Consider the following 24308-nt stretch of genomic DNA (forward strand, 5'->3'; position numbering starts at 1 on the left):
GGTGGCAAGTGCGGGCTTGTTGGTTTACTCTCCCACCAGATGTCCGAGCTGCACGAAAAAACGCAAAAGGCTGACCAGAGCTATGTCATGGCCTGGTCCCTCTGGGTGGGGGTTTTCCTGATGCTGGTGAAGCTGGTAGCGGCCTATTTGACGGGCTCAGCAGCGATCTATGGAGATGCCGCCGAGAGTGTCGTGCATGTGGTGGCAGTGGCCTTTGCAGCCTACAGTGTGCGTCTGGCCTGGAAGCCTGCTGATGACACGCATCACTATGGTCACGACAAGGTGAGCTTTCTCTCCAGTGGCTTTGAGGGCGGCATGATTTCTGTAGCTTCCATGTTTGTTGTCTTTGAAGCGGTGAGAAGATGGATAGAAGGCGTACCCGTTCACCGGGTGAGCGAGGGCCTAATGTTGACCGGCTTTGCGGCACTCGTGAATCTGGTGTTAGGTCTGTGGCTGATAAGGAAGGGAAAGAAAATGAAGTCCCAGATTCTACGTGCCAATGGTTTGCATGTTTTAGCAGATGTCTGGACTAGTGCTGGAGCGGTTGTAGGGCTTTTGCTCGTGCAGGCTACGGGAGACCGGATGTGGGACTCGCTGGCGGCTTTGGTCGTGGGGGGATTGGTCTTCAAGTCAGGGATTGTCCTCGTGAAGGAAAGCCTGGGAGGTTTGATGGATACTGTGGATCCGGAAATGGATAAGCGGGTGAGGGAGGAGCTAGAGAGAGAATGCCAGAAACGGGGACTCACCTATCACAATTTACGGTTGAGACATTCCGGCAGGATCTACTGGGTAGAGTTTCACTTGGTGGTGGATGATGGGCTCAGTGTGAAGATTGCCCATGAGATCGCTAGTGAGGTGGAAGCTGCAGTGGCCAAGATTTTGGAGCCTGATGGCAGGGTGATTTCCCATATTGAGCCGTTTTCCGAGGAGGATAGAGAGCGGTCCTGGGAGCGGTGATCCTCTGATGACTGACGAGTCATCGGTTTGTTCTAACGAATATTTTAGAACATAGTTCTTCCCTCATTTGGGCGAAGTATGGTTTACTGTAATATCTTCCCATGTGTATGAACCATTGCTGTAGAGTTAGTTTTCAAAATGTCCTCGGATCTGTCCTGGTGCTGATAAGCGTGAGTAGCTGCACGATGGTAGGACCGGATTATCACTCGCCTAACACGGTGACACCGGACAAGTGGCACCAGAGTTTGCCGGGAGCGACGAGTTCTAACCGGGCTGAGATTCAGGCTTGGTGGCGCAATTACAACGATTCCAAACTGAACCGCTTGATAGGCTTAGCAGAAGGGAAGAACCTGACTCTGGCACAGGCTAAGGAAAGGATAGAGCAGGCTAGAGCGGCGCGCACAGTGGCACGCAGCGGACTATTTCCCTTCGTTGATGGTACAGGTGGCTACACCCGCAGCCGAACGACTGAGAATGGAAGCTCATCCTTTGGAGGCGTAAGTTCGGATACCTACTCGCTGGGCTTTGATACGGGGTGGGAGATTGATTTCTGGGGGAGAAACAGACGATTGGTGGAAGCGGCTGCTGCGAATGAGGCGGCTTCAGTGGAATTCATGAGAGATGCTTTGGTTTCGCTCTACGCAGAAGTCGCGGTGACTTACCTCGAGATTCGTACGGTGGAGGAACGTATCCAGATCACGCGGAGGAATTTAGGAACTCAGAAAGATTCCGTGAAGCTGGCCCAGGAGAGACTGGATGCCGGTTTGGTGCCGGAGCAGGATGTTACTCAGGCGCAGGCGAATCAGGCCAATACAGAGGCGACCATACCTCAGCTCAGGCAGCAAAGAGCGGCAGCACTCAGTCGCTTGGCGGTCTTGCTGGGAATGTACCCGGGTGAGGTAGACCGCTTGATAGGCACCAGTGCCAAGATCCCGATGCCCGCCAAATCCGTGACGAGAGGTTTGCCAGCGGATCTCTTGAGAGCCAGGCCCGACCTGCGTGCTGCCGAGCGAAGCCTGGCTGCCGCGACAGCTAACATCGGGGTGCAGAAGGCTGAGCTTTATCCTCAATTCACCTTGGGGGGCACCTTTGCCTTGCAGGCGGCGAGCTCCAGAGACGTGCTGGAATCAGGGTCTCGCAACTATGGCTTTGGTCCAGGCTTCCGCTGGCAGCTGTTCTCCGCTGGTCGGGTGAAGAGCTTGGTAAAGATTGAAGAATCGCGAACCCGGGAAGCCTATCACGCTTATGAGAATGCGGTGCTAACCGCGGTTTCCGAAGTGGAGAGTTCGATGGCTGAACTATCGGAAGAGCGCAATCGTCTGGCTGCTCTCGACCGCGCCCTGGAGGCTGCAAAGAAGAGTAATGATTTGATCAAGCGCAACTACAAGAACGGCTTGGTACCTTTCCAGAATGTTCTCGATGCTGAACGCGTGGTTCTCCAGACAGAGGATAACCGAGCATTCAGCCGAGGAAAAATCGCAGCGGCCTACGCCCGGCTATACAAAGCCCTAGGTGGAGGCGCTCGTGTCCAATCCAAATAACCTACCCACCATACCATGAGTCACTTCAGCAAAACTCTCCCCCTCAGTCTGCTGTTAGCTGTTAGCTGTCTAAATTCCTGTAAAAAGGAAGCTCCACCACAAGCTCCACCACCTTCTCCAGTGACCGTGGCTAATCCTGATTTGCGGGAGGCGATCGTCTATGCAGAGTTCCCGGCGACCATCGATGCAGACAAGACCATCGAGATCCGCGCTCGCGTTCGTGGAGTCATGGAGAAGCAGTACTTTACCGATGGTCAATTGGTGAAAAAAGATGAACAGTTGTTCCTGATAGAGCCGGAGCCCTATCAGCAGGCGGTAGATGCCGCTGAGGCTGACCTGAGCAGGGCGAAAGCCGCTCAGGAGCTTGCCCAGAAACGCTATGATCGACTGGCTCAAGCCCTGAAGCAAAATGCGGTCTCTCAAATTGAGACGGAGATCGCTGCTGCCGAGTTGTCCCAAGCAGCAGCTGGAGTGAAGCAAGCCGAGGCCAAGCTGGAGAATGCCAAGCTGGACCTCAGCTACACCAAAGTGATTTCCCCGATATCTGGGCGTACTTCCAGAGCGTCTGTGAGTGAGGGGAACTTAGTTGGTTTTGCTGAACCCACACTATTGACCACGGTGGTGGATGATACGAGGGTCTATGTGTACTTTGAAGTACCGGAGCGCCAGATGATTCGCTATTTCCATGCGCGTTCTGATGAAGATGCTGCCAAGCGATTGAAAGAGCTGAAGATCAGATTGAAGCTGGCTGATGGATCGATCTACGAGAAGACGGGATCGATCGACTTTGTGGATAACCAGATTGATCCTTCCACGAGGACGAACAAGGTGCGGGCAATATTTCCCAATCCCAAAGGCTTGTTAGCTTCAGGCTTGTACGGTCTGGTGGGGGTGCCGATTTCTCCTGATCCGGATAAGCCCAAGGAACCCAAGGCTCTGGTGGTTCCGACGGAATCAATCCTGAGAGATATTGCTGGTTCTTTTGTCTGGGTAGTCGGTGAAGGAAATAAGGTGGAACGACGAGGGGTGGAGCCAGGGAAGATCTTACCACTGGATCAAACCGAAGGGAAAAAGATGAGTGTCATCCTCAAAGGGCTCGATGCATCGGATAAGGTGATTGTTGCCGGTCTGCAGCGAGCCAGAGAGGGGGCGGTAGTCGCGCCGCAAGAGGCGCCCAAGCCTGCTATGGAAGAATCTAAGGAGGGTGAGTGATGTTCAGCGCATTTTTTATCCGACGTCCGGTTTTTGCGGCAGTGATTTCAATCGTCATCGTCGTGCTTGGTGCCATTTCCTTGGTGAGCATGCCGGTCTCGCGTTATCCAGAGCTGGCTCCCCCCACGATCCAGATCTCTGCGGTGTATCCCGGAGCTGATGCCCAGACCGTGGCGGACGCCGTGGCTGCGACGATTGAGAAGGAAGTCAACGGGGTGGAGGGGATGCTCTATATGAGCTCCGTGAGTGCGAATGATGGTTCGATGAACCTGACGGTAACCTTTGAACCGGGCACGGATCTGGATATTGCCAACGTCTTGGTGCAAAACCGGGTGACCAAGGCCGAGCCACGTTTGCCTAACGAGGTGCAGCGTACTGGGGTGACCGTGAGAAAACGCTCCACCGATACGGTGATGTTCATTGGTTTGACTTCGCCAAATGGGACATATGATGCGGCTTTCCTTTCAAACTATGCCAACCTGAACGTACGTGATGAATTGCTCCGGGTGGAGGGTGTGGGGGATGTGATGGTCTTTGGTGCTGGCGAGTTTGCCATGCGCCTTTGGTTAGACCCTGATCTGCTAAGGGCGAGAAATCTCTCAGCGAATGAAGTGGTGGATGCCGTGCGTGAGCAAAATATCCAGGTGGCTGCTGGTAGAGTGGGGGCGGCTCCCAGTCCGGCGGGGACAGCCTACGAGTACGTGCTGAGTACTCAGGGGTGGCTGGCGACAGTGGAAGAGTTTGAAAATATTGTCGTCCGCACGGAGGGCGATGGTGGCTCAATCCGCCTTCGTGATGTGGCGAGAGTGGAGCTGGGTTCAGATACTTATAATTTTAAATCACGCCTGAATGGTGAGGAGTCATGTACTATGGCGATTTATCAGATCCCGGGGTCCAATCTGATCGATGTGGCCGCAGGGGTACGTGAGAAACTGGCTGAGCTGGAGAAAGCCTTCCCCGAGGATGTGGCGAACAAGGTCGTGTACGATTCCACTGCCGTGATCAATGCTTCGATCAAAGAGGTGGTGATCACGCTTTTTGCCACGCTCGTGCTGGTGGTGCTGACGGTCTATATATTCTTGCAGAGTCTTAGGGCGACACTGGTACCCTTGGTGACGATTCCGGTTTCCTTGATTGGTTCTTTCACCGTGTTGCTGGCACTGGGCTTCTCCTTAAATATTCTCACCCTGTTTGGTTTAGTTCTCGTGATTGGTATTGTGGTGGATGACGCGATCATTGTGGTAGAGAACGCGACGGTTCACCTGGAGAAAGGTCTGCCAGCCAAAGAGGCGGCGATCGAGGCCATGAAGGAGGTCTCCGGCCCCGTGGTGGCGACGACTTTGGTGCTGTTGTCGGTCTTCGTGCCTACGGTGATTCTTTCTGGGATTACGGGAACCATGTTTAAGCAGTTCGCTATCACGATTTCGGTGGCGACTGTATTCAGCTCTATCAATGCGCTTACACTGAGTCCTGCACTCTGTGGTATCTTGCTCAAGAAAAGCGAGGGTGAGCCTCGGGGTATTTTCAAGTGGTTCAACAAGACGGTGGAGAGCTGTAACAGCTTCTATCGAGTACTCGTGAGAGGTGTGATCAAAGTGGCTTTGTTGGGCGTGATTGCTTATGTGGGGGTGACTTATCTTGCGGTGAAAGGTTTGGGGGGATTGCCCACAGGATTCGTGCCGCAGGAGGATGAAGGGTATTGCATGGTCGGGGTACAGCTTCCGGATGGTGCCACACTGGAGCGGACCTCTGATGTGATGAAGCAGGTGGACCAAGTGGCCAAAAGCATTCCCGAGATTGTGGATTGTCTCACGATCACAGGTTATTCTGTGGTGGATGGTGCAGCCTCCGCGAATACAGGCTTTGCCGTGATTACCTTTAAATCATGGGATGAAAGGGGGGCTCCGGAGCAGCACCAGACCGCGCTGTTAGCAAAGCTGCAGAAAGGACTCATGGGGATTCAAGAGGGGGGAGCTTATGCCTTCCCGATGCCCTCACTCCCCGGAGTTGGGGTGTCCGGCGGCTTTACCTACATGCTGCAAGATAAGCAGGGTGCTGGGGCGGAGCAGCTCCAAGCCGTGGCGACTGAGATGATCGCTGGCGCCAATCAAGATGCCCGCCTGAACTCGGTGCGTACGACTTACCGGGCCAGTGTGCCACAGATCTTTGTGAATATTGACCGCGAGCAGGTTAAAAGGACGGGAACCTCCATGACTGCAGTGAATGAGACCATGCAGACCTATTTAGGGTCCACGTATGTGAATGACTTTTCCTTATTTGGGCGTGTCTTCAAGGTGACGGCTCAGGCGGATGCACCATTCCGGGCAGAGCCATCGGATATCAATTCTCTGCAGGTGCGAGGAGCGGACGGGAAGATGATTCCTCTGGGGGCCGTGGCCGAGCTGGAGGAAATTCTGGGGCCTCAGACGGTGGTGCGCTTTAACATGATGCCTTCGGTCAAAATCATGGGGAACCCCGCCCCGGGAGTGAGCTCAGGTGCAGCTATGAATACGATGGAGCAGCTGTCTGAGCAGGTTCTTCCCCAGAGCATGGGCTATTCATGGTCCGAGCTTTCCTTCCAGGAGAAGCTGGCAGCGGGGAGTGGACTGGGGATGGTCTTTGGCTTTGCGATCCTAATGGCCTATCTGGTTTTGGCTGCTCAGTATGAAAGCTGGACCTTGCCTGTATCTGTTTGTCTCTCGGTGCCGCTTGCTCTCTTGGGTGCGGTGGCTGCTGTGATGATACGAGATATGGAGAACAACGTGTATACCCAGATCGGTATCATTCTCCTGATCGCCTTATCGACCAAGACGGCCATCTTGATCACCGAATTTGCCAAGGTGAAGCGGGATGAAGGTATGAGTCTTAAAGATTCGGCGACCGAGGCGGTGAAGCTCCGTTTCCGTGCGGTAATGATGACTGCGCTCTCGTTCATCCTAGGTGTTCTGCCCCTACTGATCGCGTCTGGGGCTGGAGCGGAATCCCGCAAGGTGCTTGGTACGGCGGTCTTTGGTGGCATGCTGGCGGCCACCTTGCTCAGTATGATTGCTGTGCCACTCCTCTACTACGTGATTCAGGGAATGGTCGAGAAAGTGACGGGCAAGGCTGAGAAGGAAATTCCAACTGACGAGTCATGATGGACAGGAAACGGCTTGGGAAATCTGGTGGGCTGTTAGTCGGGCTGTTGCTTCTTATTCTGATTTCTGGGGTTTCTCCCGGAGGGAATGGCTATCTGCTGGATCTACTGATCTGGGTTTATTACCTGCTGGTATTCTGTATTGGCGGCTATCTGCTGTCAGCGAGCAAACATTGGCTGAAAGTATCCCTGTGTCTGGCGATTCCTACTTTCTTGATAGGTGTTCTTAGTTCAGTGGTGGAGCCTAGTATGACACTGCGGCTTGTGGCGCACTCTGGGGCACTGCTCTTGCAGGCTTTGATGATTCTCGTGGTCATCAAGTTTTCTCTCTTCGATGAGACTTCTGGTGAAATAGGTCGGCTGGTGGCAGGCGTCTGCGGCTATCTGATCTTTGCCCTGCTCTGTGCTAACTTATATGGGATCTGTGAGACGGTCTTGCCTGGAGGTTTCCATAGCAATGACGGTAGGCCGGTAACCGAGGAAAGTGGAACGCTGCTCTATTTCAGCTTGGTTACCCTGACGACTCTGGGATACGGAGATATCTCTCCGGCCACCAATTTGACTCGAACGCTATCGGCGCTGGAAGCGGTATTAGGATCACTCTATCTGGTGATCTTCATTGCGTCACTCATTCCACGCAAAGGAGGAAAGTAGAGCTTACTCGACGTTCTGGATTTGCTCGCGGACTTTTTCCAGCTCGGTCTTGGACTTGACCACGTGCTGGGCGAGTTGGGCGTCGTTAGCCTTGGAGCCGATCGTGTTGAACTCACGGTTGATTTCCTGACAAAGGAAGTCAAGTGAGCGCCCGACAGGGGCATTCGTATCCAGATACTCGCGGAATTTGGCAAAGTGGGAATGGAGGCGAGTGATTTCCTCCGTGATATCACAGCGCTCGGCAAAGATGCCGATCTCCTTGAGCACGCGGTCATCAGCCAGATCGATCTCCAGGCCACTTTCGCGAAGGCGCATGTGAAGATTGTCCCGGTAGCGTTTGACGACGCTTGGGGCACGCTCGGTGATGGCTGCTACCTCCTGCTCGAGGGTTTCGATACGAGTCAGCGTATCTTTCTTAAGGTCATCACCTTCACGTGTACGCATCTCGACCAATTTCTCCACAGCCTCTTGCAGGGCTGGGAAGAGGGCTTCACGGATCAGATCCAGCGAGAGATTGTCCTCATCGAATCGGATGATGTCAGGCACTCGGAGAATATCAGAAGAGGTGATTTCCAGAGGGTGGCCAATGTCGTGGCTGAGGGTCTTGAAGGCATCTGATAGGGCCTTGGCACGGGCGGTATCGATCTGAATCGGCGAGGGTGAGTTCTCCGTACGATCGATGGAAATACTGATATTGACCCGCCCACGAGAGACTGATTCCAAGACATGTTTACGGATTTCCGGCTCAAGTTCCGCATAGGAGCGCGGGAGTTGGACGACGACCTCTCCCTGCTTGCGGTTCACAGAGCTGGCCTCGACGCTAGCTACAATGCTGTCAGTGGCGTGCGAGGCACGGCCGAAACCTGTCATGGATTTCATAGAATAATCTAACTCTTCTGGGGTTTAAAAAGAGATTTTAGCGTGGATTGTTCGGGTTGAAAAGATCTCCTTGTGGGTCATCGTCACTATCTTCATCGTCAGAGCTTTCCTCTTCATCAGGGCTGTCAGCCTCTTCAGAATGCTCTTCGTCAGCACTGGCTCCAGGATTGTAATCGATCTCGTAGGGATCATAGAGGTCAGAGGCATCTGACTGATGACCGAAGGCTCTAGGCGCATCATCATCATTGTCTTCCTCAAGACCTTCGACCACGCCGTCGTCGATTTCTTCCCCTTCATCCTCATCTTGCTCGGCAGGATCTTGGTCGAAATATGCAGGGTCGTAGTCGTCCTCGTAGGTGCGGTACGGAAGGTGCTCTTCATCCTCATCTTCTGAGCCTGCTGCGACAACGCCAGCGGCAGGCGCAATGCGTGGAGTTGCCTCATTTTCGCGAGCGTAATGGGATGTCTCTTCCTCTTCTTCGGCGATCTCTTTCTTACGCTGTAAGAAGGCCAGCCAGATACAGATCTCATAGAGGAGGATCATAGGCACGGATAGCATGGAAAGAGTGAGCGCATCTCCTGTCGGGGTGATGATTGCCGCAATTACTACGATAGAAACAATGGCGTAGCTGCGGGTGTTGCTCATGGAAGTGTAATCAAGCAGGCCGATCTTGACGAGAGTCATTACGACTACAGGAAGCTCGAACGCTAGGCCGAAGATCAGAGTGAACTGGGTGGCGAATGTGATATAGTCACCGATACGCCATTCGTTCTCTACCCCCATGGAGGATGAGTAGGTGTAGAAGAAGTCCAGGGCTTCAGGAAGCACCCAGAAATAGCAGAACAGGACACCTGTCAGGAAAAGGCCAAAGCCGATGACCATGGCTGGCCAGAGTGCTTTCTTTTCATTTTCTTTGAGGCCGGGAAGGATGAATTGCAGGGTGAAATAAAGCAGGAATGGGAAGGAGACGATGATACCGGCAAAGAAGGCCAGCTTCAGGGACAGCATGAAGGTTTCTGTAGGTTTCAGAGAGCGCATGTAGACGACGTTGTTCTTGGCGCCCACGGTCGCGTTAGGTCCTTTCTCAAGGAGCAGAAGCACGGTGTCTTTTTTCTTCTGGTCGGTATCGGGGAGATTCTTGATGAACTCCGGTCGTTTCTCGGCATCCGGAATAGCGAGTGCGGCTCGATAGTAGGCAGCGCATTCCCCGTAGTAGCGCAGCTCTTCATTGTCGAACTGCTGGAGGTAAAGTTCCTTCTGGGCGTCTGTCAGGCTGGAGGCATTTTGAGCCACCACTTTGGCCTGTTCCCAGACGTCTGGAGTGATTGTCTCCGGAAGTTTGTCTTGCTGAGATTTCTCCCAGACCACCTCGATAGGGTGACGCAAGACATCCATCAAGGTGTCCTTGAAGACGTAGCAGGCAATCGTCGAGATAAGGAGGGTGATCACGATTTGGGTGATCATGACGCGTAGGTCTTCCAGGTGCTCGAGAAATGGTTTCTCGAGACCGTCATTCGCTTTGTCGCGAAGATTGAATGCTTTTTTAAGGAGGAACATAGTGGGATGGCGTACTTAGCCGAGGAAGTCCTGCGGAAATCTGTTTAGCCCCTGATACTGTGATTGAACATGGTTTTTTTCGCTGAATCTCTAACCTACTCTGAGGGGATCTCCGTTTCAACAAGATGTGTAAGAGAAGGTATGGTATGAGTCGCGAGGGAGAAATCCAGGCATGAGGTCAGTCTGGAGGGGACGGCGATGGTCTGGCAGCCTGCGGCGATAGCGGCTTTGACTCCATTCAGGGAATCCTCGATGACCAGGCAATCGGCCGGATCTAGCTCCAGTCTGCGGGCTGCTTCCAGATAAAGGTCAGGGGCCGGTTTGATGCGTGGGGCATCCCCTTTGCAGACGATCGTTTGGGTAAACTTGATCAGGTCCAGTTGCTCCAGCCAGCTGTCGACCCAGTCATGAGAGGAAGAGGAAACGACAGCGACAGGAATGCCTTTGTCGCTGAGCAGTTGGAACAGTTCGTTGACGCCCGGGAGTGCGACTGGATTTTCCAAGGCAGCCAGGATTTCAACCTGACGAGCCGGGTTGATTGTGTGCCAGTCATAAGACTTGCCGGTCAGATCCTCGAGGTGCTTCTCAGGAGACCAAGTATCGAAGTCCGAGCCAATGCATTGAACATAGGTCGGGATGGGCAGGTCGTGGCCCTCGGATTTGAAGAGATCCAGCCAAGTCTGGTAGATCGGCCATTCGGAGTCGAGGATGACTCCATCGAAATCGAAAAGGACTGCTTTTGCTTTAGTGAGCATGGCAGAGCCGAGGTAGCAGAGGATTTCGGGATGGGGAAGAGAAATACCACTGATTTGCGGCTGTAAGTCAGTGAAGTGGACAGTTTTTGACGGATTGCGGAGTGGAAAATGAGGATTAGGTGGGGATTGTAAGAAGAATCTGGTATATATCGTCTCTGATTTATGCGGTTTTTTCTGACACTCTATCTCGGATTGATGCTCTCTGCCGCAGCCGAACACGGCTTTGCTGAGAGGATTAATGGTGCCTTAAGCAAGGACTATGCAAAACAGTCTGCTGCTATCAGGAATCTTAACCTGAAGCCCTACTGGGCGGAGGACGGTTCTTCTTTTATCTATCGCAAGGAGATAAAGGGGGGACAGCGCTACATCATTGTGGATGCGAAGACAGGAGAGCAGAAGGAGGCTTTCGATCACAAGATCATGGAGGCGTTCTTTGCTGCGCAGGATAAAAAGATGGAGCTGCATCACATGGTGTTTGGGGAGGGGTATTTTGAGTTTCGTATCAAAGGTGATAGAGAGACTTACCAATGGGATGGTGAGCAGGTCATTAAGGTGGACTCCCCCAGGAAAAAGCAGCAGGAGGAGCAGGAGCGCATGCACCATGGGCCAGTTTCTCCAGACGGGAAGTGGCGGGTGGACTTCCGCGAACATAACGTCGTTCTGGTGGAGCTGGAAAAAGGAGAGAAGGTTCTGACCTCAGATGGGAAGCCTGACCATTACTATGCCCAGGTAAAGTGGGCTCCTGACTCCAGCCGCCTTGCGGTGATGAAAGTAAAAGCCGGGCAGAGGAGGATGGTCACGGTGGTAGAGAGTTCTCCCAAAGATCAGCTCCAGCCGAAAGTGCACAGCTGGCGATATGACAAGCCGGGCGATGTGATCGATACCAGAGCGCCTTGGGTCTTTTATGTAGACGGGAGAGACCCGCTGGCACCAGATCTCTCTCTCATTGAGAATCAATTCAGCCTAGGCAAGGTCTGGTGGCGAAGCGACAGCAAGCGTATTTCCTATGACTATGTAGAGCGAGGCTACGGGAAGTACTATGTGCTGGAGGCTGATACTGAGGCTAGGTCTCATCGTATAGCCGTCAGGGAAGAGAGTGATACTTATATTTTTGTAGGCGGGAATAGCTACCGTTATGATGTAAATGACGGGGAAGAATATATCTGGGCATCAGAGCGTGATGGCAGGAACCATCTCTATTTGATCGATGGTAAGACCGGCGCGGTAAAGAACCAGATTACCAAAGGAGAGTGGGTGGTGTTTGATGTAGAGCGTGTGGATGAAGACAACCGCAGAATCCTTTTTATTGCTGGTGGTATGGAGAAAGGAAAGGACCCTTACTATCGCAAATACTACTGGATTAATTTTGATGGCACTGGGCTTGTAGAGCTGACACCTGGAGATGGGACTCATGAACTGTTCCTTTCACCAGATGATCAGGTATACATAGACAAGTACTCCCGCTATGACATGGCTCCAGTCTATGAGCTGAGAAATCTCAAGACGGGGAGCTTGATTAAGGAGATCCTCCGGGTAGATCTAGAAGAGTTGAAAGCCACTGGCTGGCAGGCTCCCATCGCCTTCACGGCGAAGGACCGTGACGGGAAATTTGATGTCTGGGGCTATGTACTGTTTCCCAAGGATTTTGATCCCACGAAGAAATATCCGGTGATTGAGAATATCTATGCGGGCCCCCATGACCAACATGTCTACAAGCCTTTCACCGTCTGGAGAGGTGCGATCACTGACTTGGCTCACCGAGGCTTCATTATGGTGCGCATTGATGGCAAGGGGACTGGAAAGCGTTGCAAGGAATTCTCTCATTTCTGTTATAAAAACATTGTGGATGCTGGCTTTCCGGATCGTATCAAGTGGATGAAAGAGGCGGCGAAAAAGTATCCGCAGATGGACCTGGAGCGAGTGGGTATCTATGGAGGTTCAGCTGGTGGGCAGAATTCGACTGGGGCTTTGCTGTTCCATGGAGACTTCTACAAAGTGGCAGTCTCTGACTGTGGATGCCATGACAACCGTATGGATAAGATCTGGTGGAACGAGCAGTGGATGGATTGGCCGATTGGTCCTCACTATGCAGAGCAGTCCAATGTGACTAACGCTGCCAAGCTTAAAGGTCGTTTATTGCTTACCGTAGGCGAGATGGATCGGAATGTAGATCCGGCAAGTACCTATCAATTGGCTAGCGCGTTGTTGAAGGCGGGTAAGGAGTATGAACTGATTGTTGTGCCTAGTGGTGGTCACGGGGCTGGGGAGCAGCTTTATCCTCGCTGCCGCCGTGTTCAGTTTTTTGAGAAGTGGTTAGGCGCGCCTACTCCCATGAGTCACTAGTTCACGGCAATTCTTTTAGTCAACGGGCTGTCTCTCACGAGAGCAGCCCGTTTTTCTGTTGGTCAGATTTCTCCAGAATGCCTGGTGTGGTAACTGAGGGATAAGGACTTAAGAGCTGCCTGGTGGATTCAGTAGGTGAAAATTATCAAAAATGTTCCTCCGAACACCTTTTTGGTTTGACCTAGGTGTTCATTTCGATCATGGTGCTGCCATCTAGAACGGGCCGGAAATGCGGTTCACTTTTTTATAACAATTACCTAACTAACGACGATTATGGCAGCTAAAGACGCAGTGAAAGATGGCCCAGATGAAAAGCTTCTCGCAGCACGCAAGAAGAACCTGGATCTGGCTATTACCCACATCCAGAAGGAATTCGGTGAAACCGCGATCATGCGCATGGGTGATGAGCACCGTGTTGACGTGGATGTGATTCCTACAGGCAACTTGCTGATTGATAGAGCACTCGGGGTCGGCGGTTTCCCGCGAGGCCGAATCGTAGAAGTCTATGGCCCTGAATCTTCAGGTAAGACGACTCTTACGCTGACTGCCATTGCGCAAGCTCAGAAAAAAGGTGGTCTTGCAGCCTTCATTGACGTGGAGCACGCGCTCGATCCTGAGTATGCACGCCGACTTGGTGTAAACTTGGATGACCTTTTGGTTTCCCAGCCATCTTCCGGTGAGGAGGCTCTCCAGATTTGTGAGGCTCTCGTTAGATCCAATGCGATTGATGTGATCGTGCTCGACTCTGTAGCCGCTTTGGTAACCAAGCAGGAACTGGATGGCGAGATTGGTGATTCCACCGTAGGTGCACAGGCTCGCTTGATGAGCGCAGCTATGAGAAAGCTCACCGGTCTGATCTCCAAGGCTCGCACCGTCTGCATCTTCACCAACCAGATTCGTGAGAAGATTGGTGTCATGTTCGGTAGCCCAGAGACGACTCCTGGTGGTCGTGCGCTGAAGTTCTTCGCTTCCGTTCGTGTAGATATCCGCCGTATCGGCCAGATCAAAGCAACTGATGGAACGGTGCAGGGGAACCGCACCAAGATCAAGGTGGTCAAAAACAAGGTGGCACCTCCATTCACTGAGGCTGAATTCGACATCATGTACAATGAGGGTATTTCCTCTACAGGATCACTCTTGGATCTTGCGCTGGAATACAATCTCGTGATGAAGCGCGGTAGTTGGTTTAGTTATAACGGAAACCAGCTGGCACAAGGGCGTGATGCAGCCAAGGAGGCGCTCAAGGCTGATGAGGCTCTCTATGATGAAATCGAAGGTCTTGTTAAAGAGGAGCTAGCCAATCGCAAAGGCAAGTAGTCTCCATTGACATTTTTATCGTGTAACGTGGCCGGCGCCTTGTGCGTCGGCCTTTTTTTATGCTAGCGCTTAGAAGTGATGCTCAACGAGGAAACCGAGAAGTGGCGGGTGCTCTTTGTCTGTGGACGTAATCAATGGCGTAGTCCCACAGGTGAAAAGCTGTACGAAAATGATCAGAGGATGTTAGTGAGATCAGCTGGCTTAAGAGCTTCTAGCAGGCGTAAGCTGGCAGCGGCTGACATAGAATGGGCTGATGTGATCTTTGTCATGGAGGCTGAGCAGATGAAGCGGATTCGAGAGGGCTATCGCGACTTACTTGGTGGAATCCAATTGGTGAATCTGGAAATTCCAGATGAATACCAGTACATGGATCCAGAATTAATCGAGTTACTGAGAGCTGGAGTCGAGTCCTGGTGGGAGGAATAAAAAAGCGCGACGGATCAGAGTCCGGCGCGCTTTTTTTAAATGAGTATGAGGTGACTTAGGCGTGTTCGATAGTTACAGCTCTGCCTCCGTCAAGGCGGGAGATCTCGGCGCTGAAACCAATGAGATGACCTTCGATGGCGTTTTCAATCAGGCTGGAATCATCACCGCGACCAGCAATGATGTGGTCGACCTCATTGATAAGGCCGTAGTCACCACCGCCGTGGCCCATGTAGCCAGCATTGGAAGCTTCTCCGAGTTTGATGTGTTCGAAGTCGAGGCTGTGGTGATGACGAATCACGATGTCAGAACCGAAGTGAGATTTAACCACGTCGCCGCCGCGAAGTGTGGCCTTGGTGCCGAAGATTTCAATTTGTCTGCCCAGATCGAAAGCGGTCATGGTGAGGGAGGCCGTACGTCCATTCTCGAATTCCATGTTGACCACTTGATGGTCGACTACGTCATTGTCGCACTTGTAAACGCAGCGTCCCCAGTCTGATGTCTGGAGCCAGCCGAGAACCTCTGGTTTGGTGCGGTTCTCAGGGTCTGGGTAGACCATGTCTAGCCAGCGCTCTTTATCGCCGAGGTAGCGGTGGGCATCATACTGGCACTTGCCGATGTGCGGGCAGCCATCAGTACAGCGGGCTGTAGCGCCCTCGGGTGCGCAGGATTCCTTGAAGTAAGCGAGGTTGCCATAGGAGCTGACTGATTTACAGCGTGAGCCCATGAGCCAGGAGATGATGTCCGTGTCATGGCTGCACTTCGCGATGATCATCGGCGTGGAGTCCTCAGCCTTACGCCAGTGCCCACGTACGAATGAGTGTGCCTGGTGGAAGGGTTCCACGCCTTCACTGGCCTTGATGGAGATGATGTCGCCCAATGCGCCGCTTTTTACGATGGAGTGGACCTTCTTATAGAACTGGGTGTAGCGAAGTACGAAGCAGAGGATGATGACTCGGTTGTGCTTCTTGGCTAATGCTGCCAGTTCGCGGACTTCCTCGATGCTTTGCGCGGCAGGTTTCTCAAGGATAAGGTGGTAGCCGAGTTCGAGGGCTTTCTTGGCGGGCTCGAAGTGGTAGTTATCCTGAGTGCCGATCACCATGACGTCGGCCATCTTTGGCATGGAGAGTAGTTCGTCGGCTGAAGAGAAGCCCTGGAACTCAGGATTGTTTGAAATGGCGCGCATGGCTCCTACACGTGAAGGTTGTGGATCAGCACCAGCCACGCAGAGGTATCTCTCTGGCATTGTGGCTGCTATCTTCATGTAAGTTCTGGCTCTGGAGCCGCATCCGCATGTCGCAAAAGTTAGCATGTCTGTGTTCTGTGAGTGGTTATAGTGAAACTAAATTCCGTGATTTAACCTATGCTACGCATCTAGCTTCATGGTTTTAAAGTGAATAGGTTTAGATGATGCCGATTTCCGCAAAATATAGACGGAGAGTGATTTAAAATAATTGAGGGGCGATTTTTGGGTGTTTTGTTCAGACTGTCTGGCGCTAATGGATTTATAGAACTCGGATGTTTAGGCTTTGATGAAAGGTTGTGGATTTTAATGAATCAGCCTTGAGGTGTGGCGTTACGCTGCGTAGTTTCAAAAGACTGAATGGCTGAGGAAGAGAAACAATGGATCATCAGGGAGGATCCGCCGAGAGCTGGGGCTGAGATGGGTGGTTTGCCGCCTATTCTGCTGAAGTTGCTTGGACAACGTGGAGTTGAGGGGGGAGAGGCCGTCGAAAAATTTCTGAAACCGCGTCTGAGAGATTTAAGTGATCCTTATCTTCTTCCTGACATGGAAAAGGCGGTTGAGCGCGTGCTCGCGGCGATTGATGCGGGTGAGAATATCTTGGTCTACGGTGACTATGATGTGGACGGGGTGACTTCCGTGGCATTGATGTGTAACGTCCTGCGTGCTTACGGGGTAGCTCATGACTACTTTATTCCTAAGCGTGGCGAGGAAGGCTACGGTCTAAGTGATACTGCCATCGACAACTTACTTGAGGATAAGGGCAAGCCGGATTTGATCATTACCGTGGATTGCGGCACGGCCTCGATAGATGAGATCGAGCGTATCAATAGTCTGGGGATAGATCTGATTGTGGTGGATCACCACGAAATGTCCGTGAGAGGTAAACCCGAGTGTATCGCAGTGGTGAACCCTAAGTTGGGTGATGATTTCCATTACCTCTGTGCAGCCGGTGTGGTGTTCAAGTTGGCCCATGCCTTATTAAAGCGCCGTATGGTGGAGGGCTTTGACCTCAAAGAGTACATCGATATGGTCGCCGTGGCGACGGTGGCGGATATTGTTCCACTGGTGGAAGAGAACCGTTTGTTAGTTCGTCATGGTCTTCGTCTGCTTCCAGAGACCAAGCATGCTGGACTTCTCGCGCTACAGCAAGTGACGGGAATGAATGGCAATGTCAGTAGTATGGATGTGGGCTTCCGTATTGGTCCTAGGCTTAATGCAGCAGGGCGTATGGATAAACCTGAGGATGCTCTGGCGCTGATGTTAGAGGCTGACCTCAAGGAGGCGCGAAAGTTGGCTGAGGCTCTTGACCTTTACAACCGAGAACGCCAACTCCATGAGAAGCAGATCCGTGATGAGGCGCTGGCCATGGTGGCTGAACGCCCGAATGCACAGGATGAGCCGGTCATTGTACTGGGTTCCCGTTCCTGGCATCCGGGAGTCGTTGGGATCGTGGCATCCCGGCTGATGCGGCAATTCTACAAGCCCACCTTCATTGTTTCTGTTGATGAAGAGGGGATCGGTAAGGGTAGTGGACGTAGTGTAGAGGGGATCTCTCTAGTGGAAGCTATTCAGGCCTGTCCGGATGACTTGATTGCAGGAGGCGGGCATGACATGGCGGCAGGTCTCAGTATCTTGGAATCTAAAATCGATGAATTCCGGGAAAACTTTTCAAAGTATGTGTTGGAGAACACAACCAAAGCACAACGAGCGCCGAAGCTTCATATCGATGCTGAGATCGGCTTCGATGAGTTGTCGCTCGAGTTCATGGATAGCTATGACCTTCTGCAGCCCTTTGGCAGCCAGAATCCTCAGCCCGTGTTCATGAGTCGCAATGTGTGGCTGACCGAGGCGCCTAGGCACCTCAAGAACAAGCACATCAAGCTGTTTCTGAGACAGGGCTTTGTGGAGCATGATGCTATTTTCTTTGGTGGCGGTGAGCGTTCACTGCCAGACCCGCCTTGGGATGTAGCATTCACGATTGACCGTAATACCTTCCGGGGGAGAACGACTCTGCAGATGGTCATCCAGGATGTGCGCTCTGCTGAACAGCAATCTGAGTAAGTGATGAATGCGGCGGAACCTCTCACTAACGTGGACTGGCTGGCAGGGAAGGAAATCGTTGCCCTTGGTTCGGCTGGGTTTCTAACGGTTCAGCATTTGTTGGATCACTTGCCGCGTCGCTATGAGGATCGCAGAAGGTTTGATGCCTTCCCTGCTCAAGCGACTGGTAAGCCAATGTGCTTGAGAGGGGTAGTGATTGATAGTGCGAAAAAGCGCTTTGGGGGACGCAAGCAGATGTATGAGGTGGTCGTGGAGTCCGAGAATGCGACAGCCTTCTCGGATGGGACGATTATCTGCCGTTGGTTCAATATGCCCTACATCTCTAACATGCTGATTGTGGGGCACGAGATAGTCTTTTTCGGTAAGCCAAAAGATGTGGCGGGCAAGCTGGTGATTGATCACCCGGACTTTGAGATCATCAAGGATGCTGGCGACGATAGTGTACATGTGGAGCGTATCGTGCCTGTGTACCGGAATGTCTCGGGTATCGTGCAGCGGCGTTTGCGCGAGATCATTTACCGCTTGGTCAGGGAGGTGGATGCTGAATCCCTTGTGCCTTTGTATGAGGTAGATGAGAGTTACCCGCGAGCGGATGCTTATCGGGAGGTGCATTTCCCCACAGAGATGGAGCAGGCGGATGCTGCAAGGCGCTACTTTGCCTTGGAGGAGTTCTTCAAGCTTCAGCTCAATGTGGCGTGGCGTAAGAAGCGCTATGAAGAGCAGCTTGGCAGGGTCTTGGGTAAGAAGACACAGCTGCTGAAGGATTTTTATGAGAGCTTACCGTTTGATCTCACCAATGCTCAGAAGCGCAGTGTGAAGGAGATCGTAAAGGATATGCGGGAGGCGAAGCCGATGCATCGACTCCTGCAGGGTGATGTAGGATCTGGAAAGACCTTCGTGGCGATGTGTGCTGCTTTATTGGCGATCGAGAGTGGTGCTCAGGTGGCCCTGATGGCGCCTACTCAGATTCTTGCGGAACAGCATTATCTAACATTTCGGAAGTGGCTGGATCCGCTCGATATTCGCGTGAGTTTGCGGACTGCTTCCCGTAAGGAAGATGGAGGCATGGAGTTGGCTGGTGGGGCTCAGTTAGTCATTGGAACTCATGCTTTGCTCTATGAGAACGATGATTTTACTGACCTTGGTTTGGTGATCATTGACGAGCAGCACAAGTTTGGTGTGGAGCAGCGCAGTCGATTGATCCGACAGGGTATGATGCCTGATGTGCTGGTGATGACGGCTACGCCGATCCCCAGAACCTTGACTCTAACCATCTATGGGGATCTTGAGGTATCCGTGCTCGATGAGCGTCCAGCTGGCAGAGGCAAGATCGTTACTGGCCTGAGACCGAAGGCCAAGGTGACTGATGTCACCAAGTTCCTGAAGCAACAACTGGATGAAGGGCGTCAGGCCTATCTCGTCTATCCTCTGGTGGAAGAGAGTGAGAGTTTGAAAGTGGGAGCAGCGACCGTGGAGCATGAAAAGTGGCGTGATCGCTTGAAAGCTTATGAGGTAGGTTTGTTGCACGGTAAGCTGAGTCCGGAGGAGAAAGAGCTGGTGATGCGTGATTTTCGGGATGGAAGGATTGATGTGTTAGTCTCTACCACGGTTGTGGAGGTTGGGGTGGATGTCCCGAATGCCAACTTGATGGTGATCTATCACGCCGAGCGTTTTGGTCTTTCCCAATTGCACCAGCTGCGCGGGCGTATCGGCCGCGGTGAGCATAAGAGTTATTGTATTCTCATAACCGATGGGAAAAGTGAAGACGCGATGGAGAAGCTTGGCGTCATGGCGGAGACCGATGACGGCTTCAAGATTGCCGAGGCGGATCTGCGTCTGCGTGGACCTGGTGATGTGCTGGGTACCCAGCAAAGTGGTCTTGCTGATTTACGTTTCCCTGAGTTTCTGGCGGACACAGAGTTGGTCCGTGAGGCGCGAAGGCTTGCGGACTCGCTATTGACTCAGGATTCAGATCTGAGCGATCACGCTGATCTGCGCGAGGTGATTGTCGAGCAGATGGAGAGAAGTTCCTAGCAGGTTCCTGTCAGGGCAGAAATAAAAAACCTCTGCAGACAGATCTTCTGCAGAGGCTTTCGTGAGATGTCAGGCTGTATTAGTTGCCGGCCATGACGGCTTCGATCTCATCGGCCTCGATAGGGATATTGGCCATGAGGTCGATGTTTTCGGTTTCACCGATCAGGTAGTTGTTCTCGATGCGGATACCGATATTTTCCTCGCGGATATAGATGCCGGGCTCGATGGTGAAGACGTTGCCCACTGCGAATGGCGTGTTCGGTCGAGAGACGTCGTGAACATCGACTCCAAGGTGGTGGGAGGTGCCGTGTGGGAAGTACTTTTTCACCAGTGGCTTGGACTCATCCTGGGCTTTGGCTTCTTCTTCAGAAATAAGTCCTAGGCTGATGAGTTCCTCTTCCATGAAGCTCATCACCTGCTTCTGATAGTCGGAAGGCAGGGTGCCTGGGCGGAGGATTTCGTTGGCTTTGCGCATGACGCGTAACACGGCGTCATACACCGCACGCTGGCGCTCGGTAAATTTGCCGTTCACAGGCACCGTGCGGGTCATGTCGGCATTCCAGTTGGCATATTCAGCCCCCACATCCATGAGGACGAGGTCGCCATCCTGAAGAATGCAGTTGTTTTCGATGTAGTGAAGAACGCAGGCATTATGCCCGCCACCAATGATTGGAGTGTAGGCAAAGCCTTTCGATTTGCTGCGGACAAACTCGTGGATGTACTCGGCCTCGACTTCCCATTCGCCAACGCCTGGCTTGATGAAGCCGAGAACGCGGCGGAAGCCGGCTTCGGTGATGTCGCAGGCCTTTTGCATGACCTCGATTTCGATCGGGTCTTTGATCGGGCGCAGCTGATGCATCAGGGGTGAGAGGCGCTCGTACTTGTGGAGCGGGTATTCTTTCTTAATTTTCTCGATGAAGCGATCGTTGCGGGTCTTGACGGTAGTGTCCGCGCGCAGGTGCTCGTTGATGGAGAGGTAGACGTGGTCAGCCTGTTTGAGAAGGTTGTGGAGTACGGCCTCGAAGTTGTTTGTCCATTGGACGTTCTTGATGCCGCTGATTTCGGTAGCGCGTTCTTTGGTGTATTTCTCTCCTTCCCAAACAGCGATGAATTCGTTGGTTTCGCGGACAAATAGAATCTCGCGCTGAGCGTCGCTAGGGGCATCTGGATAGAGAACCAGGATGGATTCCTCTTGGTCCGCTCCGGTGAGGTAGATCAGATCGGCGTTCTGCTTGAAGGGCATGGTGCCATCCGCATTGGTTGGCATGACGTCATTGGAGTGGAGGACGACAATGCTATTGGGCTTGAGGAGTTTGGCGAGGTTCTCTCGGTTTTTGCTAAAAAGTGCTGGGTCGATTGGTTCGTAGCGCATGGTGCTTCCGTGATTTTTGCTGTGATTAGAAGAGCGAGGTTTTGATGGGCAGGAGGCTAGGTGATTAAGCGTCTCACATCAAAGGAAATAGCGGGTTTCTTTTTCTCTTATGCGGGAGGCCTTGTTCGTGTCTGTTGTCTACGGTTTGACCTTTGTGGATGAGTGGGTGCAATGGATGAATAGAATTATGGTTTTGCCATGAATTGGATCCGTGAATGTGGGCGTTTTACGACATCTCATTTGCCGTTTTTCGTGATGAAATAAGGGCATGACAGAGATTGTGAAAAAATTCACAAAGTCGGGCTTGCGGGATTTGGGGAGTCCACTTATGGAGCCGCATGGCTCTGAGCGAAGTTAAAAAAGTGGTGATTATCGGCGGCGGATTTGCCGGACTGGAGTGTGCAAGGCAGCTTGCCAACAAGCCGACTTTTGAGGTGACTCTTCTGGATCGTACCAACCACCATCTTTTCCAGCCACTGCTTTATCAGGTTGCCACAGCGACGCTCGCAGCCCCGGATGTCGCCCGTTCCCTGCGTAGCATCCTGGCGGATGCGGACAATGTAACCGTGCTGATGGACGAGGTTTCCGACATTGATTCCGATGGCAAGAAGGCGGTCGGTAAATCCGGTAAGAGCTACGAGTACGATTATCTCGTGGTAGCTGCTGGTGGTAAGACAAGTTTCTTTGGCAATGACCAGTGGGCTGAGCACACACTCGGTCTCAAGTCCCTGAGTGATGCCTACTCCGTGCGTAAGCAGGTACTGGAAAATCTGGAAAAAGCAGAGCTGACTGAAGATCCTGCTGAGCGTGCGCGTCTGATGACGATTGCGATCGTAGGTGGTGGTCCTACTGGAGTGGAGCTTTCCGGTGCATTTGTAGAGCTGATTCAGCGCTCCATGAGCCGCAATTTCCGTCGTCTCGATACCCGTGACCTGAAGGTAGTTCTGGTGGAGGCGGGTCCTCGTATTCTTCCTCCATACGATGAGGAAAACTCAGCCTACGCGAAAAAGCGTCTGGAGAAACTGGGTGTCGAGGTTCTTACAGGTACTATGGTGACTGACGTGCAAGCTGGTAAGCTCATCATGAAGGATGGGGAGATCGAAGCGGGAGTCATTCTCTGGGCTGCTGGTGTGCAGGCTGAGGCGATTACCCAGAAGCTCCCTTGTGAAGTGACACGTGCAGGCAAAGTGACTCCAGAGGCGGATCTCTCTCTCCCAGGTCATCCTGAAATTTTTGTGGCCGGTGACCTTGTGCAGATGAAGGACATCAAGGACAAGATGGTGCCAGGTGTAGCTCCGGCTGCTTCCCAGATGGGTCGCCACATCGGTAAGGTGCTTATTGCTGGCATGAAGCCTGAGAATAAAGGTAAGGCGCGTGCTGGCTTCGAGTACTGGGACAAAGGTGCCATGGCGATCATCGGTCGCTCGCATGCTGTGGTGGAGTTCGGAAAGATCAGACTTACCGGTTTCATTGCCTGGATGGCTTGGCTCTTCATACACATTCTTTTCCTTGTGGGCTATCGCTCCAAGATCAGCGTATTGATTCACTGGGCTTGGAACTACATCCATGATTCTCCAGGTGTTCGCGTGTTCGCTATGAAGCGAGGCGAGGAGCTTGCTGAGAAGTAGGCTTGATCTAGCTAGGCGCGACCGCTAAAGCTCTCGGGCTATGTCGCGCCTTGATGATATCCAGAATCTGCTAGACGGTATTGAAGAAAGACTCGGTGTACGTATCCTGTACGCCGTGGAGTCAGGTAGTCGTGCTTGGGGATTTGCCTCGCCGGACAGTGACTATGATATCCGTTTTATCTATGCTTGGCCTCAAAGCGAGTATGCCAAGATAGGTGAGGTGCGTGACACCATTGAGCTTCCGATCGAGGATGATCTGGATGCTGGTGGCTGGGATGTGCGTAAGGCTCTCTCTCTTTTGAAGAAATCAAACGGACCCTTGGTGGAGTGGTTGCACTCGCCAATAGTCTATCGAGCAGAGGAAGGTTTTCTCGATGAGTGGCGAAGGGTGCTAGGCGAGGTGTTTTCTCCCTATGCACAGGTATGTCACTACCGTGGTCTGGCTCGGCAAATGTGGATGGGGAGCCTGCAGGGTGAAAGCGCCAAGGCGAAGAGCTATCTCTACTGTTTGCGGGCTACAGCTTGTGCTGAGTGGGTGTTGCAGAGGCAAACTCCACCTCCGGTGGAATTCTCCGAGGTGCGTGAGGTTCTGCCGGATCGTCTGACGAGTGAGCTGGAGCAGATGCTGGAGGCGAAAGCTCAAAGTGGTGAGAAGGATACAGGAAGGCGTTATGAGGTGATCGATGCGTATCTGTCTGAAAAATGTTCGGAGAATGGAGGGCTTGAGGAGTTGTCTAAGCCGCCCACGGAGGCGTCAGTGCTGGATGAGCTCTATGTGAAAACGATTTCTAAGCCAAAGCATCCAGAGTTACTTTTCAAGGAGAGCTATACACTTGATCGAGTTCGTAAAAAGGACATGCTGGTCTTTGAGGCCGTTGCTGGGAGTAAGGCATTCGGGACTAATGTAGAGGGTTCAGATGAAGACCTTCGCGGTATTTTTATAGCTCCACCCTTGTTCCATGGTGGGCTGGATCAGATCCAGCAGGTTCAGGATGCAAAAGGAGATGAGGTGTATTTCGAGCTGGGTCGCGTAGTCGATCTTTTAATCTCTAACAATCCTAACCTGATGGAGCTGCTGGCGATGCCTGAGGATTGTATTCGTTACCGTCATCCGGTGATGGACTTGCTGAAGCCGGAGTTGTTTCTCTCCAAGCGTTGTGAGTAGAGCTTTGGCGGTTATGCGCTGGGGCAA

Annotated in this window: 17 protein-coding genes; 12 read left to right on the forward strand and 5 right to left on the reverse strand. The window is 52.5% G+C overall.

What is annotated here, in order from left to right; translation table 11 throughout:
• The first annotated feature begins 39 nt into the window (after nt 1–39).
• The 5 genes from BUB27_RS10785 to BUB27_RS10805 all read left to right on the forward strand — a co-directional run bounded on the left by BUB27_RS10785 (nt 40) and on the right by BUB27_RS10805 (nt 7500).
• On the forward strand, nt 40–957 hold the full coding sequence (locus tag BUB27_RS10785) for a cation diffusion facilitator family transporter (RefSeq protein WP_143183859.1): 918 nt from the start codon (nt 40–42) through the stop codon (nt 955–957).
• 170 nt (nt 958–1127) lie between these two features.
• Nucleotides 1128–2498, forward strand: a complete 1371-nt coding sequence (locus BUB27_RS10790) for an efflux transporter outer membrane subunit (RefSeq protein WP_159434916.1) — start codon at nt 1128–1130, stop codon at nt 2496–2498.
• Between the two features lie 15 nt (nt 2499–2513).
• Nucleotides 2514–3710 (forward strand): efflux RND transporter periplasmic adaptor subunit, encoded by a 1197-nt coding sequence (locus tag BUB27_RS10795; protein ID WP_143183861.1) that lies wholly within the window; start codon nt 2514–2516, stop codon nt 3708–3710.
• The gene (locus tag BUB27_RS10800; RefSeq protein ID WP_143183862.1) at nt 3710–6847 is read left to right on the forward strand and encodes an efflux RND transporter permease subunit; all 3138 of its coding nucleotides are present in this window, start codon (nt 3710–3712) and stop codon (nt 6845–6847) included. Before BUB27_RS10795 ends, BUB27_RS10800 begins: the two co-directional genes overlap by 1 nt.
• On the forward strand, nt 6844–7500 hold the full coding sequence (locus BUB27_RS10805; protein WP_143183863.1) for a potassium channel family protein: 657 nt from the start codon (nt 6844–6846) through the stop codon (nt 7498–7500). Before BUB27_RS10800 ends, BUB27_RS10805 begins: the two co-directional genes overlap by 4 nt.
• A 3-nt stretch (nt 7501–7503) precedes the next feature.
• Here the strand turns inward: BUB27_RS10805 and BUB27_RS10810 are convergent, their stop codons facing one another.
• From BUB27_RS10810 to BUB27_RS10820, 3 genes are all read right to left on the reverse strand, one after another.
• Complete coding sequence (locus tag BUB27_RS10810) at nt 7504–8379, reverse strand: YicC/YloC family endoribonuclease (protein ID WP_143183864.1); 876 nt, start codon at nt 8377–8379, stop codon at nt 7504–7506.
• A 37-nt stretch (nt 8380–8416) separates the two neighbouring features.
• The gene (tatC, locus tag BUB27_RS10815) at nt 8417–9937 is read right to left on the reverse strand and encodes a twin-arginine translocase subunit TatC (protein WP_143183865.1); all 1521 of its coding nucleotides are present in this window, start codon (nt 9935–9937) and stop codon (nt 8417–8419) included.
• Between the two features lie 95 nt (nt 9938–10032).
• A complete protein-coding gene (locus tag BUB27_RS10820; protein WP_143183866.1) occupies nt 10033–10692 on the reverse strand; it encodes an HAD family hydrolase in 660 nt (219 codons plus the stop codon).
• A gap of 162 nt (nt 10693–10854) precedes the next feature.
• On the opposite strand from BUB27_RS10820, the gene BUB27_RS10825 reads away from it, so the two are divergent.
• The 3 genes from BUB27_RS10825 to BUB27_RS10835 all read left to right on the forward strand — a co-directional run bounded on the left by BUB27_RS10825 (nt 10855) and on the right by BUB27_RS10835 (nt 14778).
• Complete coding sequence (locus tag BUB27_RS10825) at nt 10855–13035, forward strand: S9 family peptidase (protein ID WP_143183867.1); 2181 nt, start codon at nt 10855–10857, stop codon at nt 13033–13035.
• A gap of 273 nt (nt 13036–13308) precedes the next feature.
• On the forward strand, nt 13309–14352 hold the full coding sequence (gene recA / locus BUB27_RS10830) for a recombinase RecA (protein WP_143183868.1): 1044 nt from the start codon (nt 13309–13311) through the stop codon (nt 14350–14352).
• 78 nt (nt 14353–14430) lie between these two features.
• Nucleotides 14431–14778: a low molecular weight protein tyrosine phosphatase family protein gene (locus BUB27_RS10835; RefSeq protein ID WP_143183869.1), complete on the forward strand. Its 348-nt coding sequence runs from the start codon at nt 14431–14433 to the stop codon at nt 14776–14778.
• A 55-nt stretch (nt 14779–14833) separates the two neighbouring features.
• Here the strand turns inward: BUB27_RS10835 and BUB27_RS10840 are convergent, their stop codons facing one another.
• Nucleotides 14834–16087: a Gfo/Idh/MocA family protein gene (locus BUB27_RS10840; RefSeq protein ID WP_143183870.1), complete on the reverse strand. Its 1254-nt coding sequence runs from the start codon at nt 16085–16087 to the stop codon at nt 14834–14836.
• A gap of 291 nt (nt 16088–16378) precedes the next feature.
• On the opposite strand from BUB27_RS10840, the gene recJ reads away from it, so the two are divergent.
• Both recJ and recG read left to right on the forward strand, forming a co-directional pair.
• Nucleotides 16379–18082 carry a single-stranded-DNA-specific exonuclease RecJ gene (gene recJ / locus BUB27_RS10845; RefSeq protein ID WP_143183871.1) on the forward strand — a complete coding sequence of 568 codons (1704 nt, stop codon included), beginning with the start codon at nt 16379–16381 and terminating at the stop codon, nt 18080–18082.
• A gap of 3 nt (nt 18083–18085) precedes the next feature.
• Nucleotides 18086–20116 carry an ATP-dependent DNA helicase RecG gene (recG, locus tag BUB27_RS10850; protein ID WP_143183872.1) on the forward strand — a complete coding sequence of 677 codons (2031 nt, stop codon included), beginning with the start codon at nt 18086–18088 and terminating at the stop codon, nt 20114–20116.
• 79 nt (nt 20117–20195) lie between these two features.
• Here the strand turns inward: recG and BUB27_RS10855 are convergent, their stop codons facing one another.
• Nucleotides 20196–21488: an aminopeptidase P N-terminal domain-containing protein gene (locus BUB27_RS10855; protein ID WP_143183873.1), complete on the reverse strand. Its 1293-nt coding sequence runs from the start codon at nt 21486–21488 to the stop codon at nt 20196–20198.
• Between the two features lie 338 nt (nt 21489–21826).
• On the opposite strand from BUB27_RS10855, the gene BUB27_RS10860 reads away from it, so the two are divergent.
• Both BUB27_RS10860 and BUB27_RS10865 read left to right on the forward strand, forming a co-directional pair.
• Entirely contained in the window at nt 21827–23116 is a 1290-nt protein-coding gene (locus tag BUB27_RS10860; protein ID WP_143183874.1) for an NAD(P)/FAD-dependent oxidoreductase, read from the forward strand.
• Nucleotides 23117–23156: 40 nt separating this feature from the next.
• The gene (locus BUB27_RS10865) at nt 23157–24281 is read left to right on the forward strand and encodes a DNA polymerase beta superfamily protein (protein WP_143183875.1); all 1125 of its coding nucleotides are present in this window, start codon (nt 23157–23159) and stop codon (nt 24279–24281) included.
• Nucleotides 24282–24308 lie beyond the last annotated feature (27 nt).

It is taken from the genome of Rubritalea squalenifaciens DSM 18772, assembly GCF_900141815.1.
Classification (GTDB): Bacteria; Verrucomicrobiota; Verrucomicrobiia; order Verrucomicrobiales; family Akkermansiaceae; genus Rubritalea; species Rubritalea squalenifaciens.

Coding starts and splice junctions, on each gene's coding strand:
- BUB27_RS10785 (WP_143183859.1), top strand. CDS start 40: ATGTCCGAGCTGCACGAAAAAACGCAAAAGGCTGACCAGAGCTATGTC.
- BUB27_RS10795 (WP_143183861.1), top strand. CDS start 2,514: ATGAGTCACTTCAGCAAAACTCTCCCCCTCAGTCTGCTGTTAGCTGTT.
- BUB27_RS10800 (WP_143183862.1), top strand. CDS start 3,710: ATGTTCAGCGCATTTTTTATCCGACGTCCGGTTTTTGCGGCAGTGATT.
- BUB27_RS10805 (WP_143183863.1), top strand. CDS start 6,844: ATGATGGACAGGAAACGGCTTGGGAAATCTGGTGGGCTGTTAGTCGGG.
- BUB27_RS10810 (WP_143183864.1), bottom strand. CDS start 8,379: ATGAAATCCATGACAGGTTTCGGCCGTGCCTCGCACGCCACTGACAGC.
- tatC (WP_143183865.1), bottom strand. CDS start 9,937: ATGTTCCTCCTTAAAAAAGCATTCAATCTTCGCGACAAAGCGAATGAC.
- BUB27_RS10820 (WP_143183866.1), bottom strand. CDS start 10,692: ATGCTCACTAAAGCAAAAGCAGTCCTTTTCGATTTCGATGGAGTCATC.
- BUB27_RS10825 (WP_143183867.1), top strand. CDS start 10,855: ATGCGGTTTTTTCTGACACTCTATCTCGGATTGATGCTCTCTGCCGCA.
- recA (WP_143183868.1), top strand. CDS start 13,309: ATGGCAGCTAAAGACGCAGTGAAAGATGGCCCAGATGAAAAGCTTCTC.
- BUB27_RS10835 (WP_143183869.1), top strand. CDS start 14,431: ATGCTCAACGAGGAAACCGAGAAGTGGCGGGTGCTCTTTGTCTGTGGA.
- BUB27_RS10840 (WP_143183870.1), bottom strand. CDS start 16,087: ATGCTAACTTTTGCGACATGCGGATGCGGCTCCAGAGCCAGAACTTAC.
- recJ (WP_143183871.1), top strand. CDS start 16,379: ATGGCTGAGGAAGAGAAACAATGGATCATCAGGGAGGATCCGCCGAGA.
- recG (WP_143183872.1), top strand. CDS start 18,086: ATGAATGCGGCGGAACCTCTCACTAACGTGGACTGGCTGGCAGGGAAG.
- BUB27_RS10855 (WP_143183873.1), bottom strand. CDS start 21,488: ATGCGCTACGAACCAATCGACCCAGCACTTTTTAGCAAAAACCGAGAG.
- BUB27_RS10860 (WP_143183874.1), top strand. CDS start 21,827: ATGGCTCTGAGCGAAGTTAAAAAAGTGGTGATTATCGGCGGCGGATTT.
- BUB27_RS10865 (WP_143183875.1), top strand. CDS start 23,157: ATGTCGCGCCTTGATGATATCCAGAATCTGCTAGACGGTATTGAAGAA.